Origin of the sequence: Peribacillus sp. YIM B13477 (genome assembly GCF_042787955.1) — a bacterium.
Taxonomy (GTDB): Bacteria; Bacillota; Bacilli; order Bacillales; family DSM-1321; genus Peribacillus; species Peribacillus frigoritolerans.
The window spans coordinates 105,875-131,983 of the sequence record NZ_JBHZPD010000002.1; the positions used below are offsets into that span (position 1 = coordinate 105,875).

At 43.2% G+C, this 26,109-nt stretch carries 29 protein-coding genes; 1 reads left to right on the forward strand and 28 read right to left on the reverse strand.

Features of this window, described 5'->3' with window-relative positions; genetic code table 11:
• Window positions 1-5: 5 nt before the first annotated feature.
• The 24 genes from ACFX4H_RS07180 to ACFX4H_RS07295 form a co-directional block, all read right to left on the reverse strand.
• Window positions 6-788, reverse strand: coding sequence for a ribonuclease HII (locus ACFX4H_RS07180; protein WP_377435279.1), 783 nt, complete (start codon window positions 786-788; stop codon window positions 6-8).
• 149 nt (window positions 789-937) lie between these two features.
• A complete protein-coding gene (gene ylqF, locus ACFX4H_RS07185; RefSeq protein WP_241637040.1) occupies window positions 938-1,816 on the reverse strand; it encodes a ribosome biogenesis GTPase YlqF in 879 nt (292 codons plus the stop codon).
• Between the two features lie 17 nt (window positions 1,817-1,833).
• Window positions 1,834-2,394: a signal peptidase I gene (gene lepB / locus ACFX4H_RS07190; protein ID WP_034313700.1), complete on the reverse strand. Its 561-nt coding sequence runs from the start codon at window positions 2,392-2,394 to the stop codon at window positions 1,834-1,836.
• 218 nt (window positions 2,395-2,612) lie between these two features.
• On the reverse strand, window positions 2,613-2,960 hold the full coding sequence (rplS, locus tag ACFX4H_RS07195) for a 50S ribosomal protein L19 (RefSeq protein ID WP_034313702.1): 348 nt from the start codon (window positions 2,958-2,960) through the stop codon (window positions 2,613-2,615).
• Window positions 2,961-3,090: 130 nt separating this feature from the next.
• Window positions 3,091-3,825 (reverse strand): tRNA (guanosine(37)-N1)-methyltransferase TrmD, encoded by a 735-nt coding sequence (gene trmD / locus ACFX4H_RS07200; protein ID WP_034313706.1) that lies wholly within the window; start codon window positions 3,823-3,825, stop codon window positions 3,091-3,093.
• Window positions 3,825-4,343: a ribosome maturation factor RimM gene (gene rimM / locus ACFX4H_RS07205; RefSeq protein WP_034313708.1), complete on the reverse strand. Its 519-nt coding sequence runs from the start codon at window positions 4,341-4,343 to the stop codon at window positions 3,825-3,827. The genes trmD and rimM overlap by 1 nt, the downstream gene beginning before the upstream one ends.
• A gap of 10 nt (window positions 4,344-4,353) precedes the next feature.
• Complete coding sequence (locus ACFX4H_RS07210; RefSeq protein WP_034313711.1) at window positions 4,354-4,740, reverse strand: YlqD family protein; 387 nt, start codon at window positions 4,738-4,740, stop codon at window positions 4,354-4,356.
• Window positions 4,741-4,955: 215 nt separating this feature from the next.
• The gene (locus ACFX4H_RS07215) at window positions 4,956-5,186 is read right to left on the reverse strand and encodes a KH domain-containing protein (protein WP_034313713.1); all 231 of its coding nucleotides are present in this window, start codon (window positions 5,184-5,186) and stop codon (window positions 4,956-4,958) included.
• Between the two features lie 13 nt (window positions 5,187-5,199).
• Window positions 5,200-5,472 carry a 30S ribosomal protein S16 gene (rpsP, locus tag ACFX4H_RS07220; RefSeq protein WP_048684918.1) on the reverse strand — a complete coding sequence of 91 codons (273 nt, stop codon included), beginning with the start codon at window positions 5,470-5,472 and terminating at the stop codon, window positions 5,200-5,202.
• A 152-nt stretch (window positions 5,473-5,624) separates the two neighbouring features.
• Window positions 5,625-6,965, reverse strand: a complete 1,341-nt coding sequence (gene ffh, locus ACFX4H_RS07225) for a signal recognition particle protein (RefSeq protein ID WP_034313716.1) — start codon at window positions 6,963-6,965, stop codon at window positions 5,625-5,627.
• An 11-nt stretch (window positions 6,966-6,976) separates the two neighbouring features.
• Window positions 6,977-7,309 carry a putative DNA-binding protein gene (locus tag ACFX4H_RS07230; protein ID WP_034313718.1) on the reverse strand — a complete coding sequence of 111 codons (333 nt, stop codon included), beginning with the start codon at window positions 7,307-7,309 and terminating at the stop codon, window positions 6,977-6,979.
• 216 nt (window positions 7,310-7,525) lie between these two features.
• A complete protein-coding gene (gene ftsY, locus ACFX4H_RS07235) occupies window positions 7,526-8,554 on the reverse strand; it encodes a signal recognition particle-docking protein FtsY (RefSeq protein WP_377434841.1) in 1,029 nt (342 codons plus the stop codon).
• 27 nt (window positions 8,555-8,581) lie between these two features.
• On the reverse strand, window positions 8,582-12,145 hold the full coding sequence (gene smc / locus ACFX4H_RS07240) for a chromosome segregation protein SMC (RefSeq protein ID WP_377434842.1): 3,564 nt from the start codon (window positions 12,143-12,145) through the stop codon (window positions 8,582-8,584).
• Window positions 12,146-12,165: 20 nt separating this feature from the next.
• A complete protein-coding gene (gene rnc / locus ACFX4H_RS07245) occupies window positions 12,166-12,909 on the reverse strand; it encodes a ribonuclease III (RefSeq protein ID WP_034313726.1) in 744 nt (247 codons plus the stop codon).
• A gap of 260 nt (window positions 12,910-13,169) precedes the next feature.
• Entirely contained in the window at window positions 13,170-13,403 is a 234-nt protein-coding gene (locus tag ACFX4H_RS07250; protein ID WP_034313729.1) for an acyl carrier protein, read from the reverse strand.
• Window positions 13,404-13,460: 57 nt separating this feature from the next.
• The gene (gene fabG, locus ACFX4H_RS07255; protein WP_034313733.1) at window positions 13,461-14,204 is read right to left on the reverse strand and encodes a 3-oxoacyl-[acyl-carrier-protein] reductase; all 744 of its coding nucleotides are present in this window, start codon (window positions 14,202-14,204) and stop codon (window positions 13,461-13,463) included.
• Window positions 14,201-15,148 carry an ACP S-malonyltransferase gene (gene fabD, locus ACFX4H_RS07260; protein ID WP_034313737.1) on the reverse strand — a complete coding sequence of 316 codons (948 nt, stop codon included), beginning with the start codon at window positions 15,146-15,148 and terminating at the stop codon, window positions 14,201-14,203. Before fabD ends, fabG begins: the two co-directional genes overlap by 4 nt.
• 27 nt (window positions 15,149-15,175) lie before the next feature.
• Window positions 15,176-16,162 (reverse strand): phosphate acyltransferase PlsX, encoded by a 987-nt coding sequence (gene plsX, locus ACFX4H_RS07265; protein ID WP_034313740.1) that lies wholly within the window; start codon window positions 16,160-16,162, stop codon window positions 15,176-15,178.
• 23 nt (window positions 16,163-16,185) lie between these two features.
• Complete coding sequence (gene fapR, locus ACFX4H_RS07270; protein WP_034313744.1) at window positions 16,186-16,743, reverse strand: transcription factor FapR; 558 nt, start codon at window positions 16,741-16,743, stop codon at window positions 16,186-16,188.
• Window positions 16,744-16,861: 118 nt separating this feature from the next.
• Entirely contained in the window at window positions 16,862-18,913 is a 2,052-nt protein-coding gene (gene recG / locus ACFX4H_RS07275) for an ATP-dependent DNA helicase RecG (RefSeq protein WP_377434844.1), read from the reverse strand.
• The gene (gene sdaAA, locus ACFX4H_RS07280) at window positions 18,910-19,794 is read right to left on the reverse strand and encodes an L-serine ammonia-lyase, iron-sulfur-dependent, subunit alpha (RefSeq protein ID WP_063576897.1); all 885 of its coding nucleotides are present in this window, start codon (window positions 19,792-19,794) and stop codon (window positions 18,910-18,912) included. Before sdaAA ends, recG begins: the two co-directional genes overlap by 4 nt.
• A gap of 37 nt (window positions 19,795-19,831) precedes the next feature.
• Window positions 19,832-20,494 carry an L-serine ammonia-lyase, iron-sulfur-dependent subunit beta gene (gene sdaAB, locus ACFX4H_RS07285; RefSeq protein WP_034313754.1) on the reverse strand — a complete coding sequence of 221 codons (663 nt, stop codon included), beginning with the start codon at window positions 20,492-20,494 and terminating at the stop codon, window positions 19,832-19,834.
• A gap of 433 nt (window positions 20,495-20,927) precedes the next feature.
• A complete protein-coding gene (locus ACFX4H_RS07290; protein WP_034313758.1) occupies window positions 20,928-22,598 on the reverse strand; it encodes a DAK2 domain-containing protein in 1,671 nt (556 codons plus the stop codon).
• An 18-nt stretch (window positions 22,599-22,616) separates the two neighbouring features.
• Window positions 22,617-22,979 (reverse strand): Asp23/Gls24 family envelope stress response protein, encoded by a 363-nt coding sequence (locus ACFX4H_RS07295; protein WP_034313762.1) that lies wholly within the window; start codon window positions 22,977-22,979, stop codon window positions 22,617-22,619.
• Between the two features lie 252 nt (window positions 22,980-23,231).
• On the opposite strand from ACFX4H_RS07295, the gene rpmB reads away from it, so the two are divergent.
• Entirely contained in the window at window positions 23,232-23,420 is a 189-nt protein-coding gene (rpmB, locus tag ACFX4H_RS07300) for a 50S ribosomal protein L28 (protein ID WP_034313767.1), read from the forward strand.
• A gap of 186 nt (window positions 23,421-23,606) precedes the next feature.
• On the opposite strand, the gene spoVM is transcribed toward rpmB, so the two are convergent.
• The 4 genes from spoVM to rsgA form a co-directional block, all read right to left on the reverse strand.
• On the reverse strand, window positions 23,607-23,687 hold the full coding sequence (gene spoVM / locus ACFX4H_RS07305; protein WP_034313769.1) for a stage V sporulation protein SpoVM: 81 nt from the start codon (window positions 23,685-23,687) through the stop codon (window positions 23,607-23,609).
• Between the two features lie 122 nt (window positions 23,688-23,809).
• Window positions 23,810-24,463 carry a thiamine diphosphokinase gene (locus ACFX4H_RS07310; protein ID WP_096338239.1) on the reverse strand — a complete coding sequence of 218 codons (654 nt, stop codon included), beginning with the start codon at window positions 24,461-24,463 and terminating at the stop codon, window positions 23,810-23,812.
• 103 nt (window positions 24,464-24,566) lie between these two features.
• Entirely contained in the window at window positions 24,567-25,214 is a 648-nt protein-coding gene (gene rpe / locus ACFX4H_RS07315; RefSeq protein ID WP_034313775.1) for a ribulose-phosphate 3-epimerase, read from the reverse strand.
• 1 nt (window position 25,215) lies between these two features.
• A complete protein-coding gene (gene rsgA / locus ACFX4H_RS07320) occupies window positions 25,216-26,097 on the reverse strand; it encodes a ribosome small subunit-dependent GTPase A (protein WP_241637046.1) in 882 nt (293 codons plus the stop codon).
• Between the last annotated feature and the right edge of the window lie 12 nt (window positions 26,098-26,109).

Here is a 26,109-nt window from a genome sequence, read left to right on the forward strand (position 1 = left end):
CCCCCTTATTCCTTCGTTCGTGCAGCGATTTCCTTAACTGGCGCAAAACTTCTTCTATGCCAAGGTGTAAGCCCGTGTATGTCGAGCGCTTCTAAATGTTGGCTTGTCCCGTAACCCATGTGCTTTCCAAAACCATATTCCGGATATTTTTCACCATATTCCTTCATCATCCTATCACGAGTCACCTTGGCTATTATGGATGCCGCAGAGATGCTAATGCTTCTTGCGTCACCCTTAATGAGCGAAAGCTGGGGAATCGGCACATCCAGTTCCATCGCATCGATCAACAAATGATCCGGAAGTTCTGACAGATCGTTCACTGCAGCCACCATTGCCTTTTTCGTAGCTTGATATATATTGAATTCATCAATTACTTCGCTATGTACAACACCTACACCTACGGATATCGCTTCCTTAAAAATCATCTCATAAAACTGTTCCCTTTTTGACTCCGGAATCTTTTTAGAATCATTAAGCCCTGGCAAATAAAAAGAATCAGGCAAGATGACTGCACTTGTCACAACCGGTCCTGCCAGAGGTCCTCTTCCCACTTCATCGATGCCAGCGAGAATGGAAAACCCCTGTTTCCTTAATTGCCTTTCAAACTCTGTCATTTCCGTGAAAGCATCCCTTACCTGTTGTTCTTTTTCATAAGTTCTTTGCCATTTGTTTACTAAGTCGGTTACTCCCTTCCGACCGTCCTCCCGACATTTCTGTAAAAATAAATCTTCAGGCTCTTTTATCGTCTTTAACTTTAAGGAGATTTCCTTAATGCTCATTGCAGTTATCATCTTTTATCACCCATCATTTTAATTATCGGCAGTCTTGCTTCCTTTCTACAGTTCAAACAAAAATACGGAGCGGAAAAGAGACATCAAAAAGAAAAAATCTTTTCGACATCCAACTCCAGCTCCGTATTACAACACTCAAGTCAATGTTAATCTGATTCGGGGATATCATCCTTTTCATAATCCGAAGGAACCTCGAACGTAAGCGGGCCCATCTTTTCTGAACGGATTTCACGTACGACCAACTCTGCGGTTTTGTCATAATCGATGAAGCCCCCAGATGCTAAACAGCCCCTGAACTTTCCGACAGCATCAAACAATTCGAGCGTTTCCTGTGGAATTACATCCAGGTTATAACGGGATTTCAGTCTTTCCGGGTATTCTTTTTCCAAAAAGCGAAGGCCGTATAATGAGACTTCGTGCAAGTTTAAAATCGTATCCTTGATCGCACCTGTCAACGCAAGCTTCAAACCTACTTCTTGATCCTCGAATTTCGGCCAGAGAATCCCCGGCGTGTCGAGCAATTCCAATTCCTTACCCACTTTTATCCATTGCTGCGCTTTAGTGACTCCAGGTGTATTTCCTGTTTTGGCAATGTTCTTTTTGGCAAGTCGATTGATTAAAGTCGATTTCCCCACGTTCGGAATGCCGACTATCATGGCACGGATCGCTCTCGGCTTTATTCCTCTTGATTCCATCCGCTCATACTTTTCTTTTAAAAGATTTTTGGATGCAGCTGTAATCTGGTTTAAACCGTTTCCTGCCTGTGAGTTAATGGCAATCGCCGTTTTCCCCTGCGATTTATAATGTTCGAGCCACATATTCGTTTTTGCCGGATCGGCCATATCAGCTTTATTCAAAAGGATGACCCTCGGTTTATGCTGAATGATTTCGTCGATCATCGGATTTCGTGAAGATGCCGGAATCCGGGCATCCACAAGTTCAAAGATGATGTCGATCAGTTTTAATTTCTCTGTTACTTCCCGTCTTGCTTTGGCCATATGGCCAGGGAACCACTGTATTGTCAATGGAATCCACCTTCCTACTATTCCGCCAATCGAAAGTCTTCGATCGGCCAATAAACTAATTTAGTTTTTCCTAACACTTTATCGTAAGGAACGACACCTACACCAATATGGCGGCTATCCTTGCTGAAACGGCGATTATCCCCCAGGACAAATAGGTGGTCTTCAGGCACCGTTCCTTGTTCTATGACATCACTTAATGTAAAAGGTTCCGTCAAAGCCCCGCCATCAATCAATTGTTCTTTATATTCATCCAAGTATGGCTCATCATAAGCTTTTCCATTCACGTAAAGAGTATCATTTCTATATTCAACTTTTTCCCCTGGCAATCCGATGACCCGCTTTATGTAATCTTTGCCTTCTGGAGCTTCGAAAACGATAATGTCGAATCTTTTGGGTTCGCCAATCGAATAGGAGATTTTGTTAACGATCATGCGGTCCGTATCCTTTAATGTCGGCATCATGGAATTGCCGTCCACAACAATAGGAGCCAGGAGGAAATAACGAATCAGCGTCGCCGCTATAACCGCGATTATGACCGCCTTTGTCCATTCCCACAATTCATTTTTCTTTTTCGCCATCCTTATCCACCCTTTTTGAAGCATATCAACAATTATTTTAACATGTTGCGGACGCTATAGCGAGCAGGATTCTATATAGCTTTCACCCTATGTGCATTCATCGTTTCTTAAAGTGCAAAAAGGGAGCCTGATAAACAAGCTCCCTTTTTTTGCATGATACTGTTTGGTTATTCACCTTATGTGGATCATGGTAAACCCGCATGAAGATATTCGAAGAATTAACGACGAATTTCTTTAATACGTGCTTTTTTACCACGAAGTTCGCGTAGGTAATAAAGTTTCGCACGACGTACTTTACCGTGACGGATAACTTCTAGTTTCGCAATTTTTGGTGTGTGAACAGGGAAAGCACGTTCTACTCCAACTCCGTAAGAAATCTTACGTACTGTGAAAGTTTCACTAACTCCGCCGCCACGACGTTTGATTACAACGCCTTCAAACAACTGGATACGTTCGCGAGTTCCTTCAATAACCTTTACGTGTACACGTACTGTGTCACCAGGTCTGAATGATGGAAGATCTGAGCGAAGTTGTTCTTTTGTGATTTCGTTAATAAGATTTTGCATCGATTTCAACTCCTCCTGGACGCTCTTGCAAATACTTATTGTTTGCAGCGGAACATCGTTATAAGACTGAGCATTTTGCCCAAGTCACAAGGTATATCCTATCATACTCTAAGCGTCGATGCAATAGACATCAGTCTTCTTTTTTAATCTCGGACAATAATTTTTTTTCAACTTCAGATAGTTCATAACTATCGAGTAAATCCGGACGTCGAATCCAAGTTCTGCGCAGAGATTCCTTCATCCGCCATTCATCGATTTTTTTATGATTCCCGGATATTAGCGGATCGGGAACTTTCATCCCCCGGAAATCTGCAGGTCTAGTATAATGGGGATGCTCTAACAAACCAGAAGAATAGGAATCAAGGATCGGGGAGTCAACATTCCCCAAAACGCCCGGCAGCAAGCGAACAACGCTATCAATAATGACCATTGCGCCCAATTCCCCGCCTGTAAGCACAAAGTCACCTATAGATATTTCATCCGTTACGACATGCTCCCGGATGCGCTCATCATACCCTTCATAATGCCCGCAAATGAAAATGAGATGTTCTTCTTCAGCAAGCTCTTCGGCTTTTTTCTGCGTGTAACGCTCTCCCTGGGGACAAAGCAGGACTACCCTTGGGGTTAGCTCACCTTGCCCTTTAAGAGCTTCCACAGCATCAAAGATCGGCTGTGCCTTTAATACCATTCCGGCACCGCCTCCATAAGGATAATCATCTACCGTCGAATGCTTATTATCTGCATAATCTCGAAAATTGGTCACCTTATAGCTAACAGCCTGCTTTTCCGCAGCCTTTTTTAAGATTGACGAACCAAATACCCCTTCGAACATTTCTGGAAAAAGCGAAAGCACATCGATTTTCATCAGTCTAAAAGTCCTTCCATCGGTGTAATGATGACCTTTTTAGCGGAAATATCCACTTCTTTAACAATTTGTTCAATATACGGGATCAGGATGTCCTTACTGCCAGCTTTCTTAATGACCCAAACATCATTGGCACCAGGCGTAAGAACCTCAACGATTTCCCCAACTTCCATTCCTTCATCGGTAAATACCGAACAGCCGATGATTTCATGGAAGTAGAACTCACCTTCGTCCAATTTACCAAGCTGTGCTTCCTTCACTTTCAGGACCCCGTTTTTAAATGCCTCGACCTGTCCGACGTTATAATAGTTCTCGAACGTCAATAGGTTAAAGTTTTTATGGGTGCGATGCGACCTGATGATGAGGGGCAAGGGTTTTTTCTCCGTGTCCCTAAACAGATACAGAGTATTTCCCACTTTGTATCGTTTTTCCGGAAAGTCTGTTGAAGAAATTACACGGACTTCTCCTAAAAGACCATGTGTGTTGACAATTTTACCTACATTAAACCATTTTTCCATTCTTTCACCTCTAACGAATTTCCGAGACGATTCCATCTTTTATGACAATGGTCTTCGTTGCCATGATTTCGTCCCAATCTGCCCCAATTTCCACATCAATGATACTTTGAACTTCCCGTTCCTTCAATTCACTACCTGCGGGAAGGATCTCCAACTGCTCCATTTGAAATTCAAGCAGTTTAATTTTTTCTTGCCTCTGGTTTATTTCTTTTTCGAAATGAGCACGGAGACTAGCAGGTTGGAGAGTTCTTGTTTTTTCAAGTTTTTTCAGTTCAAAGCGAAGCTGTTCACTCTCTTTTTGAAGCTGAAGGCGTTTTGACTTGTATTTCTCGAGGAGCTGATTCTTGCTGGATTCCGTTAATACTTGGTTAACGATTACATTTTGGAGAATTTTCATTCCAGCACCTCCTATTATCTAAGATTTCTTATTTCCTTCAAAAAATATGTATGATGGGGTAATCTTTTTGAAATGGGGGTCATTCTCTTAAGTATAACGTAAATCGATAAAAGATGCGTCTTAAAAAGGCGTAAAGTTTAAAGTCCGGGTCTATTCAATTAGGATCCAAGTCGAAATTTCAAGTACAAAAAAAAAAGGAGGGGTATTAACCCTCCTTATTCGGAAATCTCCAAATAGATTTTCTTCTGCTGTGAAGATCCTGCTGCATATACCACAGTCCGAATCGCCTTAGCAACACGCCCTTGTTTACCGATAACCTTGCCCATATCCTCTTTATGAACGGAGAGGGTATAAACAATCCGGTCGGATTCTTCCTTGGAGGTCACAATGACCTCTTCCGGATAATCCACAAGTGCTGAAACAATCGTTTCAATAAGTGCTTTCATCAACTACCGTCGATTACTTGCTGTTTTTTGCAACATGGAATTTTTCCATGATGCCTTGTGTAGAGAATAAGTTACGAACTGTATCAGATGGTTTAGCTCCATCTTGTAACCATTTAAGAGCAAGCTCTTCGTTGATTTCAACTTTAGCTGGTTGAGCAACCGGGTTATAAGTTCCTACCACTTCAATGTAACGTCCGTCACGTGGTGAACGAGAATCTGCAACTACAATACGATAGAAAGGAGATTTTTTAGCTCCCATACGTTTTAAGCGAATTTTTACTGCCATTTTAAATAAGCACCTCCGAATAGTTTCACACAAGATAGTATAATATCAAATGTCTTGCATGTTTGTAAAGGTTTTTTTCTTAACAGGTAAAAAAAGTGTTGAAATACATGGCTTCGACCCGTATTTGCCTCAGTTTAAACCTGAAATAAACCTTACATGAACGGGAATTTGAATCCCTTTTTCTTTCCTTTTTGCATGTTCGTGACCTGTTTCATCATCTTTTTCATTTCTTCGAATTGCTTCAGTAGACGGTTCACTTCTTGAATCGATCTGCCGCTTCCTTTTGCAATCCGTTTCTTGCGGGATGCATTCATGGTTTCCGGATGTTCCTTTTCATGCGTTGTCATTGAACGGATGATAGCTTCAACATGACCGATCTGTTTCTCATCGATCTGAAGGTTGTCCATCCCTTTCATTTTATTCGCACCGGGAATCATTTTCAGAATATCATCAAGCGGTCCCATATTCCGCACCTGACCAAGCTGATCAAGGAAATCATCAAAGGTAAAAGTGGCGGTACGCATCTTTTTCTCTAATTCTTTCGCTTTTTCTTCATCTACATTGGCCTGTGCTTTTTCGATAAGGGTCAATACATCACCCATGCCGAGGATCCTTGACGCCATCCGTTCTGGATGGAACGCTTCAAGTGCATCCAATTTTTCACCCATACCGACGAATTTGATCGGCGTGTCGGTGACTGAACGAATTGAAAGTGCCGCACCACCACGTGTATCCCCATCAAGTTTCGTTAAAACGACTCCTGTCAGGCCTAGCTGTTCATTGAAGCTTTGGGCTACATTGACCGCATCCTGACCTGTCATTGCATCGACAACCAGGAAGATTTCATCAGGTTTTGTCAACTCTTTGATATCCTTCAGTTCGCCCATCAAGTTTTCATCCACATGAAGACGGCCTGCGGTATCAATCAACACATAGTCATGATGTTCTTCCTTAGCTTTTTCAATTGCCTGTTTGGCAATTTCAACAGGGCTGACCTGGTCCCCAAGGGAGAAAACAGGCATGCTTAATTGTTTGCCAAGTGTTTCGAGCTGCTTAATCGCCGCCGGACGGTAAATATCAGCCGCAACGAGCAATGGCTTGCGGTTGTATTTTTTTCTAAGAAGATTGGCAAGCTTTCCGGTGGTCGTCGTTTTACCAGCACCCTGAAGACCTACCATCATAATGACAGTCGGTGGTTTCGAGGCAACGGCAATCTTGCTCTGTTCGCCGCCCATCAGCTCAGTCAATTCTTCCTTAACTACTTTAATTACCTGTTGACCGGGGGTTAAGCTTTTCAGCACTTCCTGACCTACCGAACGTTCACTGACACGTTTTACAAAATCCTTCACGACTTTAAAGTTAACATCCGCTTCAAGCAGGGCCAATCGAACTTCACGCATCATTTCTTTAACGTCCGCTTCGTTGACCTTCCCTTTTCCACGGATCTTTTGCATCGTGCTCTGCAGTCGGTCGGCCAATCCTTCAAATGCCATATTGCCGCCTCCTAATCCAACTTCTCAAGCGTTGTGATTGCGTCTAGCAGCTTCTCTTTTGAAAAGGATTCCTTTTCTATGAGTCCCTTCATATTCGCAATCCACTGGTTACGCTCTTGAAATTTTTGAAATAACAATAGCTTTGCTTCATATTCCTCAAGCATCGCTTCTGTTCTTTTTATATTATCATAGACTGCCTGCCTACTGACTTCGTATTCATCGGCAATCTCGCCAAGAGAGTAATCATCCAGATAGTAGAGGGACATGTAGCTCTGCTGCTTCTCTGTTAACAACGATTGGTAAAAGTCATACAAATAATTAATCCGCGTTGTCTTTTCAAGCATCTTAGCAAGCCTCCCTGCTGTTAAGTGAAAACCCTTTACAAGTTTATATTGTAAAGCCTTGTTTATTTGATGTCAAGTTAAACTCCTTACCACGTGTTTGCAAAGCATTATTTTTTTCATTTTCCGCTTCTTTTTTGGGCATTTCTTCAATAGTTCCTCCAATTATCATGGTAAAAAACCAGAAGAGAATGGACTCTTCCGGCTTACAATTTTCCCTTAAACCTCTTCTTTATCGATGATATCAGCAAAAAGGCCATAAACATATTTCTCGGCATCGAATTCCTGTAGATCATCCATTTTTTCACCTAGCCCGACAAATTTAACGGGAATGGCCAATTCATTGCGAATCGCCAAAACAATTCCACCTTTTGCGGTGCCATCAAGCTTTGTTAAAACAATACCGGAAACATTTGTCGCTTCCTTGAATGTCTTGGCCTGGATAAGGGCATTTTGTCCAGTTGTAGCATCAAGGGCAAGCAGCACCTCGTGTGGTGCACCTGGTACTTCACGTTCAATTACACGTTTCACCTTTTCCAATTCCTTCATTAAATTCACTTTATTCTGCAAGCGACCGGCAGTGTCACAGATAAGGATATCCGCTTTTCGTGCCTTGGCGGCCTGAATGGCGTCGAACATGACAGCTGCTGGGTCAGAGCCTTCACCCTGTTTGATTACACTGACACCGACACGCTCACCCCAAACCTCAAGCTGTTCAATCGCACCGGCACGGAAGGTATCCCCTGCAGCCAATACGACAGATTTTCCTTCTGTTTTGAATTTGTGGGCAAGTTTACCAATGGTGGTCGTTTTACCTACCCCATTAACCCCTACAAACAAAATGACAGTCAAACCTTCTTCTTGTATATTCAGGCTTGAAGTCGCTTCATCATCACCTTGGTAGATTTCAACAAGCTTTTCGGAAATAACGGACTGCACTTCCCTCGTATCAGAGATATTGCGAAGCTTGACTTCCATTTTTAATTGATCAATCAGTTCCATCACAGTATCAAAGCCTACATCAGCCTGTATCAGGATTTCTTCAAGTTCTTCAAAGAAGTCCTCATCCACTTTCCGATAACGGGCAACAAGTTCATTAACCCTTCCAGTAAAGGAATTCCTCGTCTTTGTCAAACCTTGTTTGAATTTTTCCCCAATGGATACTTCTGCTTCAACTGATTTTTCTTTTTCTTTTTCTTTTTCTTCCTGAGTCGTAAATTTCTCTTTTAACTTTTTGAAAAAACTCATTGTCCCACTTCCTCTAATTCATGAATTTTAAACTTCCATAAAGTTTTCTGATTCTTCCATCCGGACGGAAACAAGTTTGGAGACACCTGATTCCTGCATCGTAATGCCATATAGGACATCTGCCTCTTCCATCGTGCCTTTGCGGTGAGTAATCACGATGAACTGCGTTTCCCTGCTGAACTTTCTTAAAAATTGGCTGAACCGGACGACATTCGCCTCATCTAGCGCTGCCTCGACTTCGTCAAGGATACAGAAAGGAACAGGACGCACTTTTAGAATGGAGAATAAAAGGGCTATGGCTGTCAATGCTCGTTCTCCGCCGGATAAGAGGCTCAAATTTTGCAGTTTTTTTCCGGGAGGCTGTGCAATGATATCCACACCTGTATTTAGCAAATCATCAGGATTCGTCAGTTTCAGCTCCGCCCTGCCTCCGCCAAATAAAGCTTTGAAGACTTGTTCGAATTCTTTACGGATCGAATAGAAAGTATCCGCAAAGCGGCGTTTCATTTCATCATCCATTTCATCGATGACTTGGAATAATGTATCTTTCGCCTGTTGAAGGTCTTCCTTTTGACTAAGAAGGAATTCATAGCGTTCAGCTACACGTGCGTATTCATCAATTGCACCTAAATTCACCGTCCCCAGTTCCTCGATAGCAAGCTTGATGAGCTTCACCCTTTTTTGAGCTTCGTCGTCAGGCATCATCAATGGATACTGTTCTTTAGCACCTTCAAAGGAAAGGGTATATTCTTCTCGCAAGTGGTCGAGGCGATTTTCCAGTTCGACATCCAGACGAGTTAATTTCACTTCTTCATCCTTTATCACTTCGACAATGCCTCTATAAAGTCGATTTTCTTCTTTCAAGGACAGTTCGAGCGTTTCAACTTCCATTAGAAGCTCGTTTTTTTCCTGTTTTTTTATGGTGATTCCTTCAATTGCTCCATTTTTATCGAGCAATTTCTGCTGAGCCATATCTTCCAGGGACTCTTCCCCGCTTGAACTGTCTGTCATTTCATTGGTCAGGAGCCCTAAATCATCTTTGTTTTCAGCAAGCCTGCTTGATTCCTTAGAAAGATCCGATTCAATGCGTTCCATCTTCTCTTTTTGGTTTTGCAGCTGGCCACGCTTGGAAGCCAGCATTACCCTCAGTTCATTCGTTTCTTCAGCAAGGCTCTCTTTTGAAGATTGTTGTGATTGCTTTTGTTCGGTCATTTCGGAAATCAGTCGGTCCAGACCTTCAATTTCCGATTTACATGATTCCAAAAGTTCTTCAAGCTCTTCAAGTCTTGCCGTTTTTTGCTGTTGTTCTTCTAAATATGAATTTTTATCCAAATCATAAAGGTGCAGCCGTTCATTCACATTTCTTTCCTGAAGCTCCACTTCACGGAGTTCCCCTTTAAGGGTTTGTTCTTGTAACCGAAGTCTCTCTCCAGTTTTTCTGGTTTGTTCAAGCGTTTGCTCTTGAACACCCACATCCACTTTGAGCTGTTTGACTTGCTTTTCAAGCTGATTCGTTTTGACTTCCATGGCAGCAAGTTTTTGTTGGAGCTCCTCCAATTCCGTTTTCCTTGAAAGCAGGGAGGTCGTTTTTTGCTTTAAGGCTCCACCAGTCATTGAACCACCTGGATTGACGATATCCCCTTCAAGTGTTACGAAGCGGAAACGGTGCTGCATCATTTTCGCCAGGTCATTTGCCCCTTTTAAATCTGTGGTGATAATCACTGTTCCTAATAGGTTTTCAGCAATCGCTGCATGCCTATCATCATATTGGATCAATGAGGAACCAGTCCCTACAAAAGCTGAATGGCTCTTCAGCATCGATAATTGGTTAGCTGATATCTCTCTTGCCTTTATGACTGATAAAGGCAAGAAAGTCGCACGCCCGTACCTATTTTTCTTCAAGAAGGAAATGGCTTCACGTGCATGCTCTTCGCGTTCCACGACAACATGCTGCATCGCTCCGCCCAAAGCCGTTTCAATGGCCGTTTCATACTCCTTTGGAACCTTTATCAATTCCGCAACTGCCCCTTCAATGCCTCGAAGGGTTTCTTTCGCTTTCAAAACCTCTTTTACACCCTGAAAGAAGCCAGCATAATCATCTTCCATTTCTTCAAGCAGTTCCTTACGCGATTTAGCCTGTTGAAGGAATTGATAGGCCTTATAAAGGGTGGTTTCTTGTTTTTGATACGTATCTTTTGCCGCATTCAATTTATTCTGCTGATTTCGGAAATAAGTGACATGCTCTTCAAGCTGCTTGGTCATATTATCCATCAGCTGTGAATATTCCATTTTTTTAGCAGTGATATCCATTCTTTCAGTTAAGAACTTTTCATTTTCCATATCAAGTTTTGCATTTTTATGTTCCTGCTGCGCAAGCTGCTGAAGCAGGTATTGTTTTTCGTTTTTGGCCGAGGCCTGCTTGTTCAACCACTCGATATAGTCACTTTTTTTCGCTTCAATCACCGCTTCGATATCACTATTGAATAGGCCTAGGCTTTTTTGTTTTTCATGTAAGGTTTCAGAAATCCCTTTCACTTCCAAGTTCAATGCATGCAGGATTTCCGTTTCCCTTTCCTTTTGCAAAGACAAACGCTCGACTGCAGCCTCACCTTCCACAATCGCTTTTTCCAGCTGTGACTTGTTTTGGGCGGCATTTTTTTTCCGTTCTTTCAAAACTTCTTTACGGCCTTCAAGCTTTTCAAGTTCTTCGCTGGCATTCAGGAGAATCTCCTGAAGGCCATTGATCGATGTCTCAAGCGTCGCAAGACTATCCCTTAGCTTTTTGAGATGCGCTTCCCTGTCCTGAAGCTGTCCTGCCATTTGCTGTTCCATTTCATTATGTTTTTCTAGTTCCTGTGATAGTTTTTCCCACTTTTCATAAAGCTCTTCAATTTCATAAACGGTTAAAGCCACTTCTATTTGCTCTAGCTCGTCTTTCTTCGCCAAAAATTCCTTGGCGAGGGAAGACTGAATTTTTAACGGCTCCACCTGCCCCTCCAATTCATGGAGGATATCATGGACACGGTTTAAGTTATCCTGTGTTTCCGTCAGCTTCGATTCCGCTTTTCGTTTTCTCGTTTTATACTTCAGGACACCGGCCGCTTCTTCAAAAATCACTCGTCTTTCTTCAGCCTTACTGCTAAGGATTTCTTCCACTTTCCCTTGGCTGATGATGGAAAACGCTTCTCTCCCAAGACCGGAATCCATGAAAAGGTCTATGATGTCTTTCAGACGGCACCCTTGATTATTAATGAAAAATTCACTTTCTCCCGATCGATATACACGTCTTGTCACACTGACTTCATGAAAGTCGATCGGCAGGGAATTGGTCTCGTTATCAAGGGTCAATGATACTTCCGCAAAATTCAACGCTTTCCTCGTGTCACTTCCCGAAAAGATGATATCTTCCATTTTTGCTCCACGCAGTGATTTCGCAGACTGCTCTCCAAGGACCCACCGGACTGCATCGGTCACATTACTTTTACCGCTTCCGTTTGGTCCAACCACTGCCGTGACACCAGGTACAAAATCTATCGAAATTTTCTCTGCGAAAGATTTAAATCCTACAACGTCCAAACGTTTGAGGAACATGACCTTTCCCCCTCTACTGTTCAACTATCTTGTTGATTTTTTTCTTTTAAAACGATCAATGCATGCTCGGCTGCATGCTGCTCCGCTTCTTTTTTGGACTTTCCTATTCCAGAGCCAAGTTCTTCCCCATTCAGTGAGACCGTCGAAACAAACTCCCGATTATGGGCCGGTCCTTTTTCCTGCAAGATCTTATATTGCAGGACACCGATGGCATCGCGCTGGATCAGCTCCTGAAGCTGGCTCTTATAATCCATCACATGAGAAAAAGCACCCTCGTCTATCTTCGGAAACACGACATTCGTCAAAAACTGCACAACTGGCTCTAATCCTTGATCAAGGTACAAAGCACCAATATAGGCTTCGAATACATCCGCAAGCATGGCAGGGCGTTCCCTTCCACCTGTCATTTCTTCCCCTTTTCCGAGTAATACATATTCCCCGTAAGAAAGGCTATTGGCAAAAGCAACAAGTGAAGGCTCACACACAATCGCTGCCCTTAGTTTGGTAAGTTCACCTTCGCTCATCATCGGATATTTTTGATATAAGTATTTAGAGATGGTCAGTTCAAGTACAGCGTCCCCCAAGAATTCAAGCCTTTCATTATCTTCATAAGGCTTACGGCGATGCTCATTCACATAAGATGAATGTGTAAAAGCTTGTTTCAATAAATTTTCATCTTTAAAATGAAAACCCAGATTTTCTTGCAACTGTTTGAATTTATTTTCCTTGATTGATGGTTTACGATTATTTCCGTTCCTACGCATCACACAAAACCCTCCACGGTTCAAAAAGCATATTTTTCCAATATATAAAAAGAAACCTGGCAGGAATTCCTGTCAAGCTTTCCTATGTAACATCATACATGATTATCCGCTTAAAGAAAACTAAAGGCAAAAGACACTGCATGCAGTCGGAGCATACCCGTGAACATGATCATTCCGTTATCTGCCGCTGAATCAAACTTCTTTAAGCAATAAGAGAAAGCCCCGTTAAAAAACGGAGCTTTTAGTCAAATGACAATTCATTACATAGTGCTTTGTATGTAATTCACAGCATCACCTACTGTGGCGATTTTTTCAGCGTCATCGTCCGAAATTTCCATATCAAACTCGTCTTCGAATTCCATGACTAGTTCAACTACATCAAGGGAATCGGCACCAAGATCTTCTTTGAAAGAAGCTTCAAGTTTTACCTCTGATTCTTCTACGTTCAAACGATCTACAACGATTTTAGTTACTCTTTCTAATACATCTGCCAATGTGTTCACCTCCCCTCAAGACATTATAAATTAATTTCGAAAAAAATCAAAGAAAACTTACATGACCATGCCGCCATCTACATGAAGAGTTTGCCCAGTCATATATTTGCTTGCATCGGAAGCAAGGAAAGACGCCACTGCAGCAATATCTTTAGGGTCACCGAAACGTGCAAGCGGAATTTGGTCCAGCATGGCTTTTTGGACATCCTCAGGCAATTCCCCAGTCATATCCGTTGAGATGAAACCTGGGGCAATCGCATTGACCGTAATGCCTCTTGATGCAAGTTCCTTTGCCGTCGTCTTAGTCAAACCGATGACACCTGCTTTAGCCGCTACATAATTAGCCTGCCCTGCATTTCCGCTTACGCCGACGATCGATGCCATATTGATGATTCTGCCGCTGCGCTGCTTCATCATTTGCCTTGTAACAGCTTTGGTGCATAGGAACACGCCTTTAAGATTCGTATTGATAACAGAATCCCATTCATCTTCTTTCATGCGCATCAATAGGTTATCACGTGTGATGCCGGCATTATTAACCAGGATATCCACTCTTTCAAATTGTTCGACGACCTCTTTGATCATGCTTGTCACCGATTCACTATTTGCAACATCGCATTGGATGGCGAATGCTTTTCGGCCCAATGCCTTGATTTCATCAACCACTTCATTCGCTTTAGCTTCACTGCCGGAATAGTTAATGGCAACGTCTGCCCCCTGCCGGGCAAGTTCCAATGCAACTTCCCTGCCAATACCTCGTGATGCTCCCGTTACAAGCGCTTTTTTACCTTCGAGGATCATGCTTGTACCCCCTTCAATGTTTCAATTGTTTTAGTTAGAGTGTCTATATCGGATACCGAATGAATTTGAACGGAACGATCAATTTTCTTTATCAATCCGCCCAACACTTTCCCTGGGCCAACCTCGATGAACGTATCCACGCCCAATTCAAGTAGATTTTTCACACTGTCCTCCCAAAGGACCGGTGAATACAGCTGTTCGATTAATTTTTCTTTTATTTCGGCAGGTGCTGTAATGGGCTTAGCCGTTACGTTTGAAATGACAGGAATTTCTGCCTGTTTGAAGCTTACTTCATCAAGGACACCCTGTAACTTTTCTGCTGCCGGTTTCATTAATTCAGAATGGAACGGTCCACTCACTTCAAGAGGAAGAGCCCGTTTAGCCCCATTTTCCTTGGCTTTTGCACTTGCAAGTTTAACCCCTTCGGAGGTGCCTGAAATGACGATTTGCCCTGGACAATTAATATTGGCCAATTGAACGGATTCACCTGTGGCCGTAATTTCAGAAGTGACTTCAGATAGAGCTTCACGGTCCATTCCCAAAATCGCAGCCATTGAGCCTTGACCATTCGGTACCGCAGCTTCCATGAATTCACCGCGTTTACGCACTGTATATACGGCATCTTCGAAAGAAATTGCACCAGATGCCACTAATGCCGTATATTCACCTAAACTGTGCCCGGCAGTATAATCGGGTTTGATTCCCGCTTCTTCCAACTCCTTGACAAAAGCATAACTCGTAGTCAATAAGGCTGGCTGTGCATTATAAGTCACAGTTAATTCTTGTTGTGTGCCATTAAAGATCAATTCCGTAAGCGGAAAATCAAGTTTTTCATCTGCTGATCGAAAAATTTGCTGAGCACGCTCTTTTTCCTGAAATAAGCCATGTCCCATTCCTATTGATTGTGATCCTTGTCCTGGAAAGACAAAAGCAATTTTACCCATCTGTTACTCCCCTGCCTCTATGATTTATTATTGTTTTTCTATTGTCTCCGCAATTGTCGATATGACGTCATTTCCAACCATATCGCGAGTCTGGCGTATAGCATTATAGACCGCATTCGCATCTGAAGAACCATGCGCCTTAATGACAGGGGCCTTCAAACCGAAGAGGCCAGCACCGCCATACTCCGAGTAATCCATTTTATTTTTTATGACTTTTAGTTCTGGCTTTACCATTGCTGCAGCCAACTTACTTTTGAGGTTGCTCATCAAGGCAGCTTTCACCATTTTGAATACGCCCATAGCAGTACCTTCAAGAGTCTTTAACACCATATTTCCCGTGAAGCCGTCCGTCACGACAACGTCCGCCGGCCCGTTTAGGAGGTCCCTTGCCTCTACGTTACCTATAAAGGATATCTCCGATGATTGCTGCAGTAATGTAAAGGCATGCTTAGTCAGTTCATTCCCTTTTTTTTCTTCTGTTCCGATATTAAGTAATCCGACACGGGGCTTTTCGATTCCCCGCACTTTTTGGGCATAAACAGACCCCATTATGGCGAATTGAAGGAGATGCTCCGGTTTCGCATCGGAGTTCGCGCCTACATCCAGTAATACAAAACCCTTGCCATCGATCGTCGGAAGGGTGGGAGCCAATGCCGGACGTTCAATGCCTTCTATCCTTCCGACCACAAACAAACCTGCAGCCATCAGCGCCCCCGTATTGCCTGAAGAAATGCATGCGTCCGCTTCTCCGTCAGCCACTTGCTGTGCAGCCAATACCATCGAAGCGCTTTTCTTGCGGCGAACCGCACGAACAGGTTCATCGGTACTTAATATTTTTTCATCAGTATGTATAACCCTTATTCGGCCATGCTTCGCTAAGTATTGGTTAATTTCGGATTCATTGCCTATCAAGGTAATTTCCACATCGGAAAAAGCCTCGACAGCTTTCATCGCTCCCAAAACCTGTGCCTTGGGAGCATTATCGCCACCCATTGCATCTATCGTTATCTTCATTTTTTTCATCCTTTACTAGCAAGTTAAGAGCGATACATTTCGAACTCGCCTTTAAAAACCAGTTCATTACCTACGTAGCTTCTAACCTCCACCACGGAACGATCGTTGGTGTGGTCCACGTTTTTAACCCTCGCTTTAGCCACCACTCTTTCATTTTCCTTTACAGAACGAGTGAATAAAATGGATGCTTTCGCAGTTAATGCCAATTCATCATTTATGACTGCCACAGCCAATGAGTTTGCTTGGGCAAAAAGGTGATGTCCCCTTGCGATTCCATTCCGCTTAAAGACATGCTCTTTATTTATATCCAAAATCGAAATTGCATTATCATCTAAATTAAGATCAATTACTTCCCCGATGATTTCATCCAAAGGCAATGCCCTGATTTCGTCACTGAATTTTTTCTCGGCCACGCTTTTAATCCGTTCACGCAGTTCCGGTATCGATAATTCAAGACGGTCAAGCCTAATGGTCTGGACGCTCACCGAATATTTTTCAGCCAGCTCCTCATCCGTTACAAAAGGATTCTGTTTAATCGTTTCGATTAATAATTGCTGGCGTTCCTTCTTATTTCTTCGCATTTGAAGGTCACCATCCGTAGTATTATGACTAGGTACTAATAGTAGTATATATATTTTAAAAACAGATTGCAAGATATTGCGTAAAATCTCACAATCTGCTATTGGTTTTTTATTCAGTTCAGTCCAGCTTTTCTCCTGTAAATACTCCCGTTCCCTCTAAATAGTCCCGCAAAGGTGCATACTCCGGGGAATGCCAAAAGCTTTGGGAGGCAATCAATTTTGCTGCATCCACCCTTGCCACTTCAAGGGTCCTGTAATCATGGACCATGTCGGCTACCTTGAATTCGGGAAGGCCGCTTTGTTTTTTACCGAAGAAGTCCCCAGGTCCACGGAGTTCCAAATCTTTTTCGGAAAGGGCAAAACCATCGTTTGTCTCAGTCATGATTTTCATCCGCTCTTTGCCGACTTCCGTTTTCGGATCAGCCAGCAGGATGCAAAAGGACTGATCGCTCCCCCGCCCAACCCTTCCGCGTAGCTGGTGCAACTGTGAAAGTCCAAAGCGCTCCGCATCATAAATGACCATTACCGTTGCATTTGGAACATTCACCCCAACCTCGACGACCGTCGTGGAAACAAGGATCTGCGCTTCATTGGCACTGAACTGCTGCATCACTTCTTCCTTTTCATCCGCAGGCAGCCGTCCATGCATAAGACCCACTTTGTACCTGTTCGCAAAGTATTGTGTCAGCATTGCATGAACATCAAGAACATTCTGTAAAGAATCGAGTTTCTCCGACTCCTCAATCAATGGACAGATGACGTAAGCCTGTCTCCCTTTCTTTAGTTCCTTTTCGACAAAGGATAAGATCCGATCAAGCATTTGGTGTTTCGCCCAATAGGTCTCTATCGCTTTACGCCCGGCAGGCATTTCATCGATCGTCGAGACGTCCATTTCCCCAAACACTGTAATTGCGAGAGTTCGCGGAATTGGTGTAGCCGTCATGAAAAGTACATCTGGATTGGTACCTTTTTCACGAAGGATGCGGCGCTGCTCCACTCCGAAACGATGTTGTTCATCCGTTATGACAAGACCTAAGTTCCGGAAATTCACTTCATCTTGAATTAATGCATGAGTTCCTATCAAAAGATCCAGCTCCCCGGATTCCAGCATTTTCAATAGTTCCTTGCGCTTTTTGCCTTTTACCGAACTTGTCAACAATGCGACCTTTACTCCACTCGGTTCCAACATGGCTTTCAGCGATTGTGTATGCTGCTCAGCCAAGATTTCCGTCGGGACCATAAGTGCACCTTGGAAACCTGCTGTAATCGTCGCCTTCAGGCATATGGCGGCAACCACCGTTTTCCCAGACCCGACATCTCCTTGAAGCAGACGGTTCATCCTGTAGGGAGACTTCATGTCATTCATTATTTCCTCGACGACCCTATTCTGAGCGTTCGTCAAAGGAAAAGGGAGGGTTTCAACAAAGGCTTCCAGCCGCTCCATGTCAAACTCCTGGCCTATTCCTTTTGACTGCTCCCGCTGTACTTTACGAAGTGCCTGCATTTTAAGTTGAAACAATAAAAATTCTTCATACACAAAACGGCGTCGGGCCTTCTTCACCTCATTGGCCGATTGAGGGAAATGCATGGTACGAAGAGCATCATTACGCGGCATCAGTTTGTATGCCGCCAATAATTGCGGGGGCAGATTTTCTTCTATCATTGTCCCATATTCAGAAAATGCATTGGAGATGAAGCGGCGGAGCCCTTTGACGGTAATGCTGCCCTTCACTGAGTACACCGGTTCGAACTCTTTCTCCCTGCTCTGATCACCAACATGGCATTCCGAGCCTGTAATGGTTTGACGATGACGATCCCACTTTCCCGTTACCGTTACGGTTTCGCCTATCGCAAGCTTCGGCTTCAGATAAGGCTGGTTAAAAAAAATGACATTTATTAAATATCTCCCAGTCAAAACTTTAATCGTGAGCCTGGACTTTTTCTTTCCGAAGTACCCTAACGTGGGTACCGTATGAACTTTGCCTTCTACAGTAACCCGTTCATCATGCTCGACCGTTTCTAAATCCCTCAACCGGTAATCTTCATAGCGATATGGGAGGTGCTCAAGGAGATCCGCGACGGTATGGATCTCCATTTCCCCCAAAGCTGCTGCCGTTTCGGCCCCAATGCCTTTTACTGCGGTAATGGGTTCGCGTAAAGTCGAGTTCACTTCTTATTTAGCGGTAAGCCAAAGATTTTCGCTTCCAACTCCCGCCCAGTCGGTGTAGCCGCTAAACCTCCTTGTGCAGTTTCCCTAAGAGCAGATGGCATCGTTTGCCCGATTTTATACATCGCATCAATTACTTCATCACACGGTATGCGGCTTGTGATGCCCGCTAAAGCCATATCTGCTGCAACCATGGCATTGGCTGCACCCATGGCATTACGCTTCACACAAGGCACCTCCACAAGCCCAGCAACAGGATCACACACAAGACCAAGCATGTTCTTTAATGTGATTGCCATCGCTTCTGCACTTTGTGCCGGTGTCCCTCCTGCCATTTCAACGATGGCTGCCGCTGCCATACCCGAAGCAGAACCGACCTCCGCCTGACAGCCCCCTGCGGCTCCAGAGATAGAAGCATTATTCGCTACTACAAAACCAAACGCCCCTGCTGTAAATAGGAACTCTATTTTCTGTTCGCGATTCGGTTTTAATTTATTTTGCAAAGCGAAAAGCGCACCAGGCACAACACCAGCAGATCCGGCAGTGGGTGTCGCACAAATCGTCCCCATGGCTGCGTTCACTTCGTTTGTTGCCACGGCTTTGCTTACCGCATCCAACAGCAGTTCACCGGATAAGGAGTTTCCGGATTTAATGTAATTCTGAAGAAGGACTGCATCCCCTCCCGTCAGGCCGGAAACGGACCGTACACCTTGAAGTCCTTTTTCAACTGCCTGTTCCATTACATCCAGGTTGACTCCCATCTGGCGGATGATTTCTTCACGGCTTTTTCCCGTTACTTCCATTTCCTGCTCTATCATCAGCGTTGAAATTTTTTTCTGCTTTGATTCAGCTAATTCTACTAATTCCGCTACATTTCGAAACATGATTTCTTCTCCTTCCTAAGTGGAAACGATTGCTCTATCAATCCACAATCCTTGCTACTTGAGTGATATTGGGGAGTGCTGTAATTTCAGCTATGACGTGATCCTCCAGGTTTTGGTCCACTTCAATCGTCATCAAGGCCATCTGCCCTTTCTCTTTTCGGGAGACTTCCATTTGGCCAATATTGATTTGATGCTTGGCTAATATGTTTGAAACATTGGCAATGGCACCAAATCGATCATCATGAACGACGAGTATGGCAGGGTTGTGCCCGGACAGCCTCAATTTAAATCCGTTCAATTCGACGATTTCGATCTTTCCCCCGCCTATCGATATTCCGACAAGTTCCAGTTCACCATCATCATCACCAACTGTTATTTTTGCTGTATTGGGATGTTCCGGTACTGCCTCTTCTTCTCGAAATGTAATTTTCATTTTCTTTTTGCGTGCTATTTCCAGCGATTCTTTGATTCTCTCATCAAATGTATCAAAATCAAGCAAGCCACCTACAATGGCTACATCCGTTCCATGGCCTTTATAGGTTTTGGCAAACGATCCGTAAAAAGAAATATGGGCCCATTTTGGTTCCCGGTCGAATAAATTCCTGGCAACCCTACCGATCCTTGCAGCTCCTGCTGTATGGGAGCTGGAGGGGCCGATCATAACAGGACCAATTATATCGAATACACTTCTAAATTTCATGATTAGCTCCTCCTTCTATTCACTTGGAGTCAGTTTAATAATAAAGCCTGATATATTGTAATTACAATTATGCTGTCCGTAATCCTTCTTTTCATAAAAATAAAGGCTCTTTTCGTAAAGATTGTTGTTTTTAAACGAAACTATTTAAGGTTGATTGGAGCGAAAGTGCGAGACTCCTGCGGGGAGCAGCGGGACAGGTGAGACCACACAGTCGTTTACGCCGAGGAGGTTCACCGCCCGCCCCGCGGAAAGCGAGCATCTGGAGGGGAAATCAACCACCCCTCACTACCTGGTAAATAGCAACAAAGTATGTGAAAACAGCCAAAATAAAACTGCATAGCCTAATGACATATGCAGTTTATTGCCTTTTATTTTTTTCGGGATCGTCCAAACATTATGACGGATAGGTTTCCCTTATTTTCATGTTCTCTACTTATTCAATTGAAAAAATGAAAGAATATAAAGGTTGTTTCCCATTATGGACTTCAACTTCAACGTCTTCGAAATTCTCATTACAAAACGCAACAAGACTTTCGACATCTTCAGCAGTGGCATCTTCACCATATAAAATGGTAAGGATTTCTGAATCTTCGTCAATCATATCGGAAAGAAGATCTTTTGCCGCTTGAGTCATGTCTTTATCCTTCACCTTGATGGTGCCTTCAGCAATTCCCATGAAGTCCCCGGTCTCGATTGCAAGACCGTCAATGTTGGTATCCCGGACAGCATAAGTAATCTGGCCCGTTTTCACATGCGAAAGGGCTTCGATCATCGCTTTTTTATTCTCTTCGGCATCAAGTGAAGGGTTGAAAGCCAACAATGCAGCCATTCCCTGTGGTACTGTTTTCGTTGGAATGACAGTCACATGATCCCCAAGTACATCTGCAGCCTGATTGGCGGCCATGATGATATTTTTATTGTTAGGCAAGATGATCACATGATCTGCATATGCCCCTTCGACAGCTTTAACGATATCTTCCGTACTAGGATTCATCGTTTGCCCGCCTTCGATGACGGACTTAGCGCCGATGCTTTTGAATAATTCGCTGATGCCAGCGCCCATCGCCACTGACACTACAGCGTACTTCTCTTTGGTGGGCGGTTTAGTTTGAAGCGGTGTATTCGTCTCACCTACAATCGCAGTATGCTGTTCACGCATATTATCGATTTTCATTTTTATTAAACTACCATATTGCTGTCCATAATTCAGACAGGTGCCAGGCTGTTCAGAGTGAATATGTACTTTGACGACTTCATCATCTGAGATGACTAGTAAAGAATCTCCGTATTCACTTAAATCATTTCTGAATTTTTCTTCATCAAATGATTGATTGGCAAGTTTTTCACTTTCCAATCGGACCATGAATTCCGTACAGTAGCCAAACACGATATCTTCCGTGTTCATATGTCCTTGTACATTCATGTGATGTTCGGCACTGATCATGTCATCCATGCTTGGACCATTAGCGGATCGGACTGGAAGGGCTTCACCTTTCAGCTCAGCAAGGAAACCTTCATATACGAACACCAACCCTTGCCCCCCGCTATCAACGACACCCACTTCTTTTAAGACTGGAAGAAGATCAGGTGTGCGTTTTAATGAAGCATTGGCCTCCGTAACGATTTCTTCCATTACCTGAATTAGGTCTATATGCTTTGCTGCTGATGAAACCGCTTGCTTGGCTGCATCTTTTGCAACCGTTAAAATGGTTCCTTCAACAGGTTTCATAACGGCTTTATAAGCTGTCTGAACCCCTGCTTCAAAAGCTTGTGCAAATTCTTCACTATTGATTTCCGATTTATGTTCAATCGCTTTAGCAAAACCGCGGAACAGTTGCGAAAGGATAACTCCCGAATTGCCGCGTGCGCCCATAAGCAAACCTCTTGAAAGCGACGCACCCACTTTTCCGATGTGTTCCTGGACGTTATTTTGCACTTCCTTCGCTCCCGAAGTCATCGATAAATTCATATTCGTTCCTGTATCTCCATCAGGAACAGGGAAAACATTCAACGCATCAACCATTTGGGCATTAGCCGCTAAATGGTTGGCACCTTGAATGATCATTTCTGCAAAGCGCTTTCCGTTCAAACTTGTAATTGACACAAAACTTTCCTCCTATACTTAAGGGTTCGTCACACGAACTCCCTGTACAAAAATGTTAACGGAATCAACAGCTAATCCTACAGTTTTGTCCAGAGTGTACTTTACCTTTGATTGCACATTATGTGCAACTTCCGAGATTTTCGTTCCATAACTTACGATAATATACATATCGATATGAACTTCTTCCTCTTCTTGACGGACAATTACACCTTTAGTAAAGTTTTCTTTTCTTAAAATTTCGGCAATGCCGTCTTTAAATTGTTTTTTGGAAGACATTCCTATAATTCCGTAGCAATCCACGGCTGCGCCGCCTGCTACAGTAGCGATAACCTCATTAGAGATATCAATTTGTCCATACTTCGTTTGTAATTCGATAGACATTTTCTTTTCCCTCCCAAAAATCAAATCAACTAAAGACATTTTACTATAATGTCTATGGTTTTAAAAGTAAATGTCTTACGGTACTCTATATAATTCAATTTTGAAGTATGTATGTCAAGGTTTTTTTCTTGAAAGTAATTAACTGAAGTATTGCATTCTAGCGGTAGGTATGATAAATTATTAAAGTATTTTACAAAGACTTAAGACGACTGCGAAAAACTTAAGCTTGTTGTAGTTAGGAGGGAATTTGACATGGCACGTAAATGTGTAATCACTGGAAGAAGAACTCGTTCTGGTAACAGCCGCTCTCACGCAATGAACGCTAGCAAGCGTACATGGGGCGCTAACCTTCAAAAAGTACGTATTTTAGTTGACGGTAAACCTAAACGTGTATACGTTTCTGCAAGAGCTCTTAAATCGGGCAAAGTAGAACGCGTATAATGTTACGGCATCCTCTTAGGATGCCTTTTTACTTGTAATGGCCGGTATTTAATGGGGATGGTTTCAAATCCTTGACCAGGTCCAGTCTGCATCAAGAAGGATGCCTTCACCCATTAATGGATGGCCGCCCTATTTTACTAAAAAATAACACCTCCCTTAATTTGAGAGGTGTCATGGAGATAAGTATCAGCCTTTTTTAAACGCTCCGAGCATAGCCCTTACCAAACTGCCCAGAACTTTTGGCAATTTAATCGTATAAAATTTCATCATGCCCCTCCTCTTTGCATCCCACAATTAAAGATGAAGTGGAATTTTTCTATTACAACATAAGCTTTTAAGCGGATATAGGATGATCGTAATTATATCCGAATCTGCTCTAAGCATGAATTTTAATCACTGCTTCTTATCACCATTAATATGCCTTTCTCAAATGAAACATTCCCAGATTCGGAAATTAGTTCATTGCTGATGCAAAGCGTCGAACCCATTTCCAAGCTTGCATCGTCCAGCGGATATTTGAAACCCGAAAGAGTAATGCCGGTGACTTCTGCGTTTACTGGGAGCAAGGACAAGTATTTCTTATCTTTCAAAGCGGTGACCTTATATGAACCTGCTGTCTTTACTGTGATTATATTTTGCCGATCGACTATGTATATATCCATATCACCATGATGAGGGAGGACACTTTCTTTTTGGAGCAGCTGGATATTCCCGAGAAAATGGTCCATTCTTCCCCCTGTTGCGCCCAGAATGTGAATTTCTCTTGGCTTTTGCCCCATTGCCCATTTAAATGCGATTTCTAAATCCGTTTCATCCTTTTCCGAGGAATATAGATTGATTTCTTCCAGCATTTGCTCAATCTTTTCGTATTCACCCTCCGAAACCGAATCAAAATCCCCAAAACCGTACTTAGGTTCGATACCTTTTTCAAGCAGAGACCATACTCCCCTGTCAACCCCGACCCAAAGATCTGTCTTCTCCTTATACCATGTCAAATCCGGCCAAAAACATTCCGGACCTCCAGCCATTATACTGATAATCATCGAAATCATCCTTTTCCATATAAAAATCATATCCAAGGTGCCTTAGTTTAATTGATAAAAAAAGCCGATCACCATCATATGAATATGATAGTGTCGGCTTATATCACTTTCCCCGAATCTTTTGAATCGCTGCGCGTCGATCTTCCTGATCATATATTGCCGAGCCGGCCACCAGGATTGTCGCCCCTTGTTCAATACATAGTTTAGCCGTTTCTTCATTTACTCCACCATCAATCTCTATCTCGAGATTTTGATTATACTTTCCTGCCATCGCCTTCACTTCGGCAATTTTCGGAAGAACGGATTTAATGAACTTTTGCCCCCCAAAACCCGGATTAACCGTCATCAACAATACCATGTCAATATCTTCGATTATAGGTTGTATCAAGGAAGCCGGAGTAGCTGGATTAAGCACCACGCCTGCCTTTACACCAAAAGATTTGATCAATTGAACCGTTCGATGCAAATGTGCGCAGGCCTCTACATGTACAGTTATATAATCAGCTCCCGCTTTCGCAAAGGACTCGATATAACGATCAGGTTGTTCGATCATTAAATGAACATCAAGCGGAAGCTTCGTTACTGGGCGGATAGCATCAACAATTAGTGAGCCTATCGTTATATTCGGCACGAAATGCCCATCCATGACATCCACATGGATCAAATCCGCTCCGCCCCTTTCCACATCAAGAATTTCTTCTCCCAATTTTGCAAAGTCAGCTGATAAAATGGATGGTGCGATTTTAACCATTTTAATACCTCGGCTTTCTATCTCTTATTTCTTCTAAGAATTGCATATAATGCTCGTATCGATAACGGGGAATTTCCCCGGAATCAACCGCTTCCTTCACTGCACATTTCGGTTCTTTATCGTGGAGACAGGCCCTGAATTTACAGTCTTCCCCATGCTTATGCATTTCCGGGAAGCAATAGGATAGCCGTTCAGCTTCCATTTCCATGAATTCAAGTGAACTGAACCCTGGAGTATCCGCGACAAGTCCAGAGCCGATATGGATCAATTCAACGTGCCGGGTCGTATGCTTCCCGCGTCCCAGGTGTGAAGAAATATCATCCGTCTTTAAAGCCAATTCCGGATTGATCGCATTCAGCAAAGACGATTTCCCAACACCGGACTGACCCGCAAATACACTGGTTTTTCCTTCTAAATACGGCACTAGTCCTTCAATCCCTCCGGCGGTAACGGAAGATGTCTCCAGTACAGTATAGCCAAGTTTCTGATAGTCCTTGATATACTGAGACAATTTCTTTTGATTTTCAGCTGTAACCAAGTCAAGTTTCGTCACGACGATAATCGGTTCGATTTCGTTATCTTCGATCAATACGAGAAATCGATCAAGCAAGGCTGGACTGAAATCAGGTTCCACTGCCGAAAAGACAAGGATTGCCTGGTCTACATTCGAGATTTGCGGACGTATCAATTCATTCTTTCGCGGTTTTATTTCGGTCACGGTCCCGTCCGTTTTATTTTCCGCTTCAAAAACAACATAATCACCAACGAGCGGGGTTACCTTATTCTTCCTGAACAGGCCCCTTCCACGGCATTGATAGACCTCTTCACCATCAAGGACATAATAAAATCCACTTAATGCTTTGATAATTTTTCCTTCGGGCATAACCACACTCCT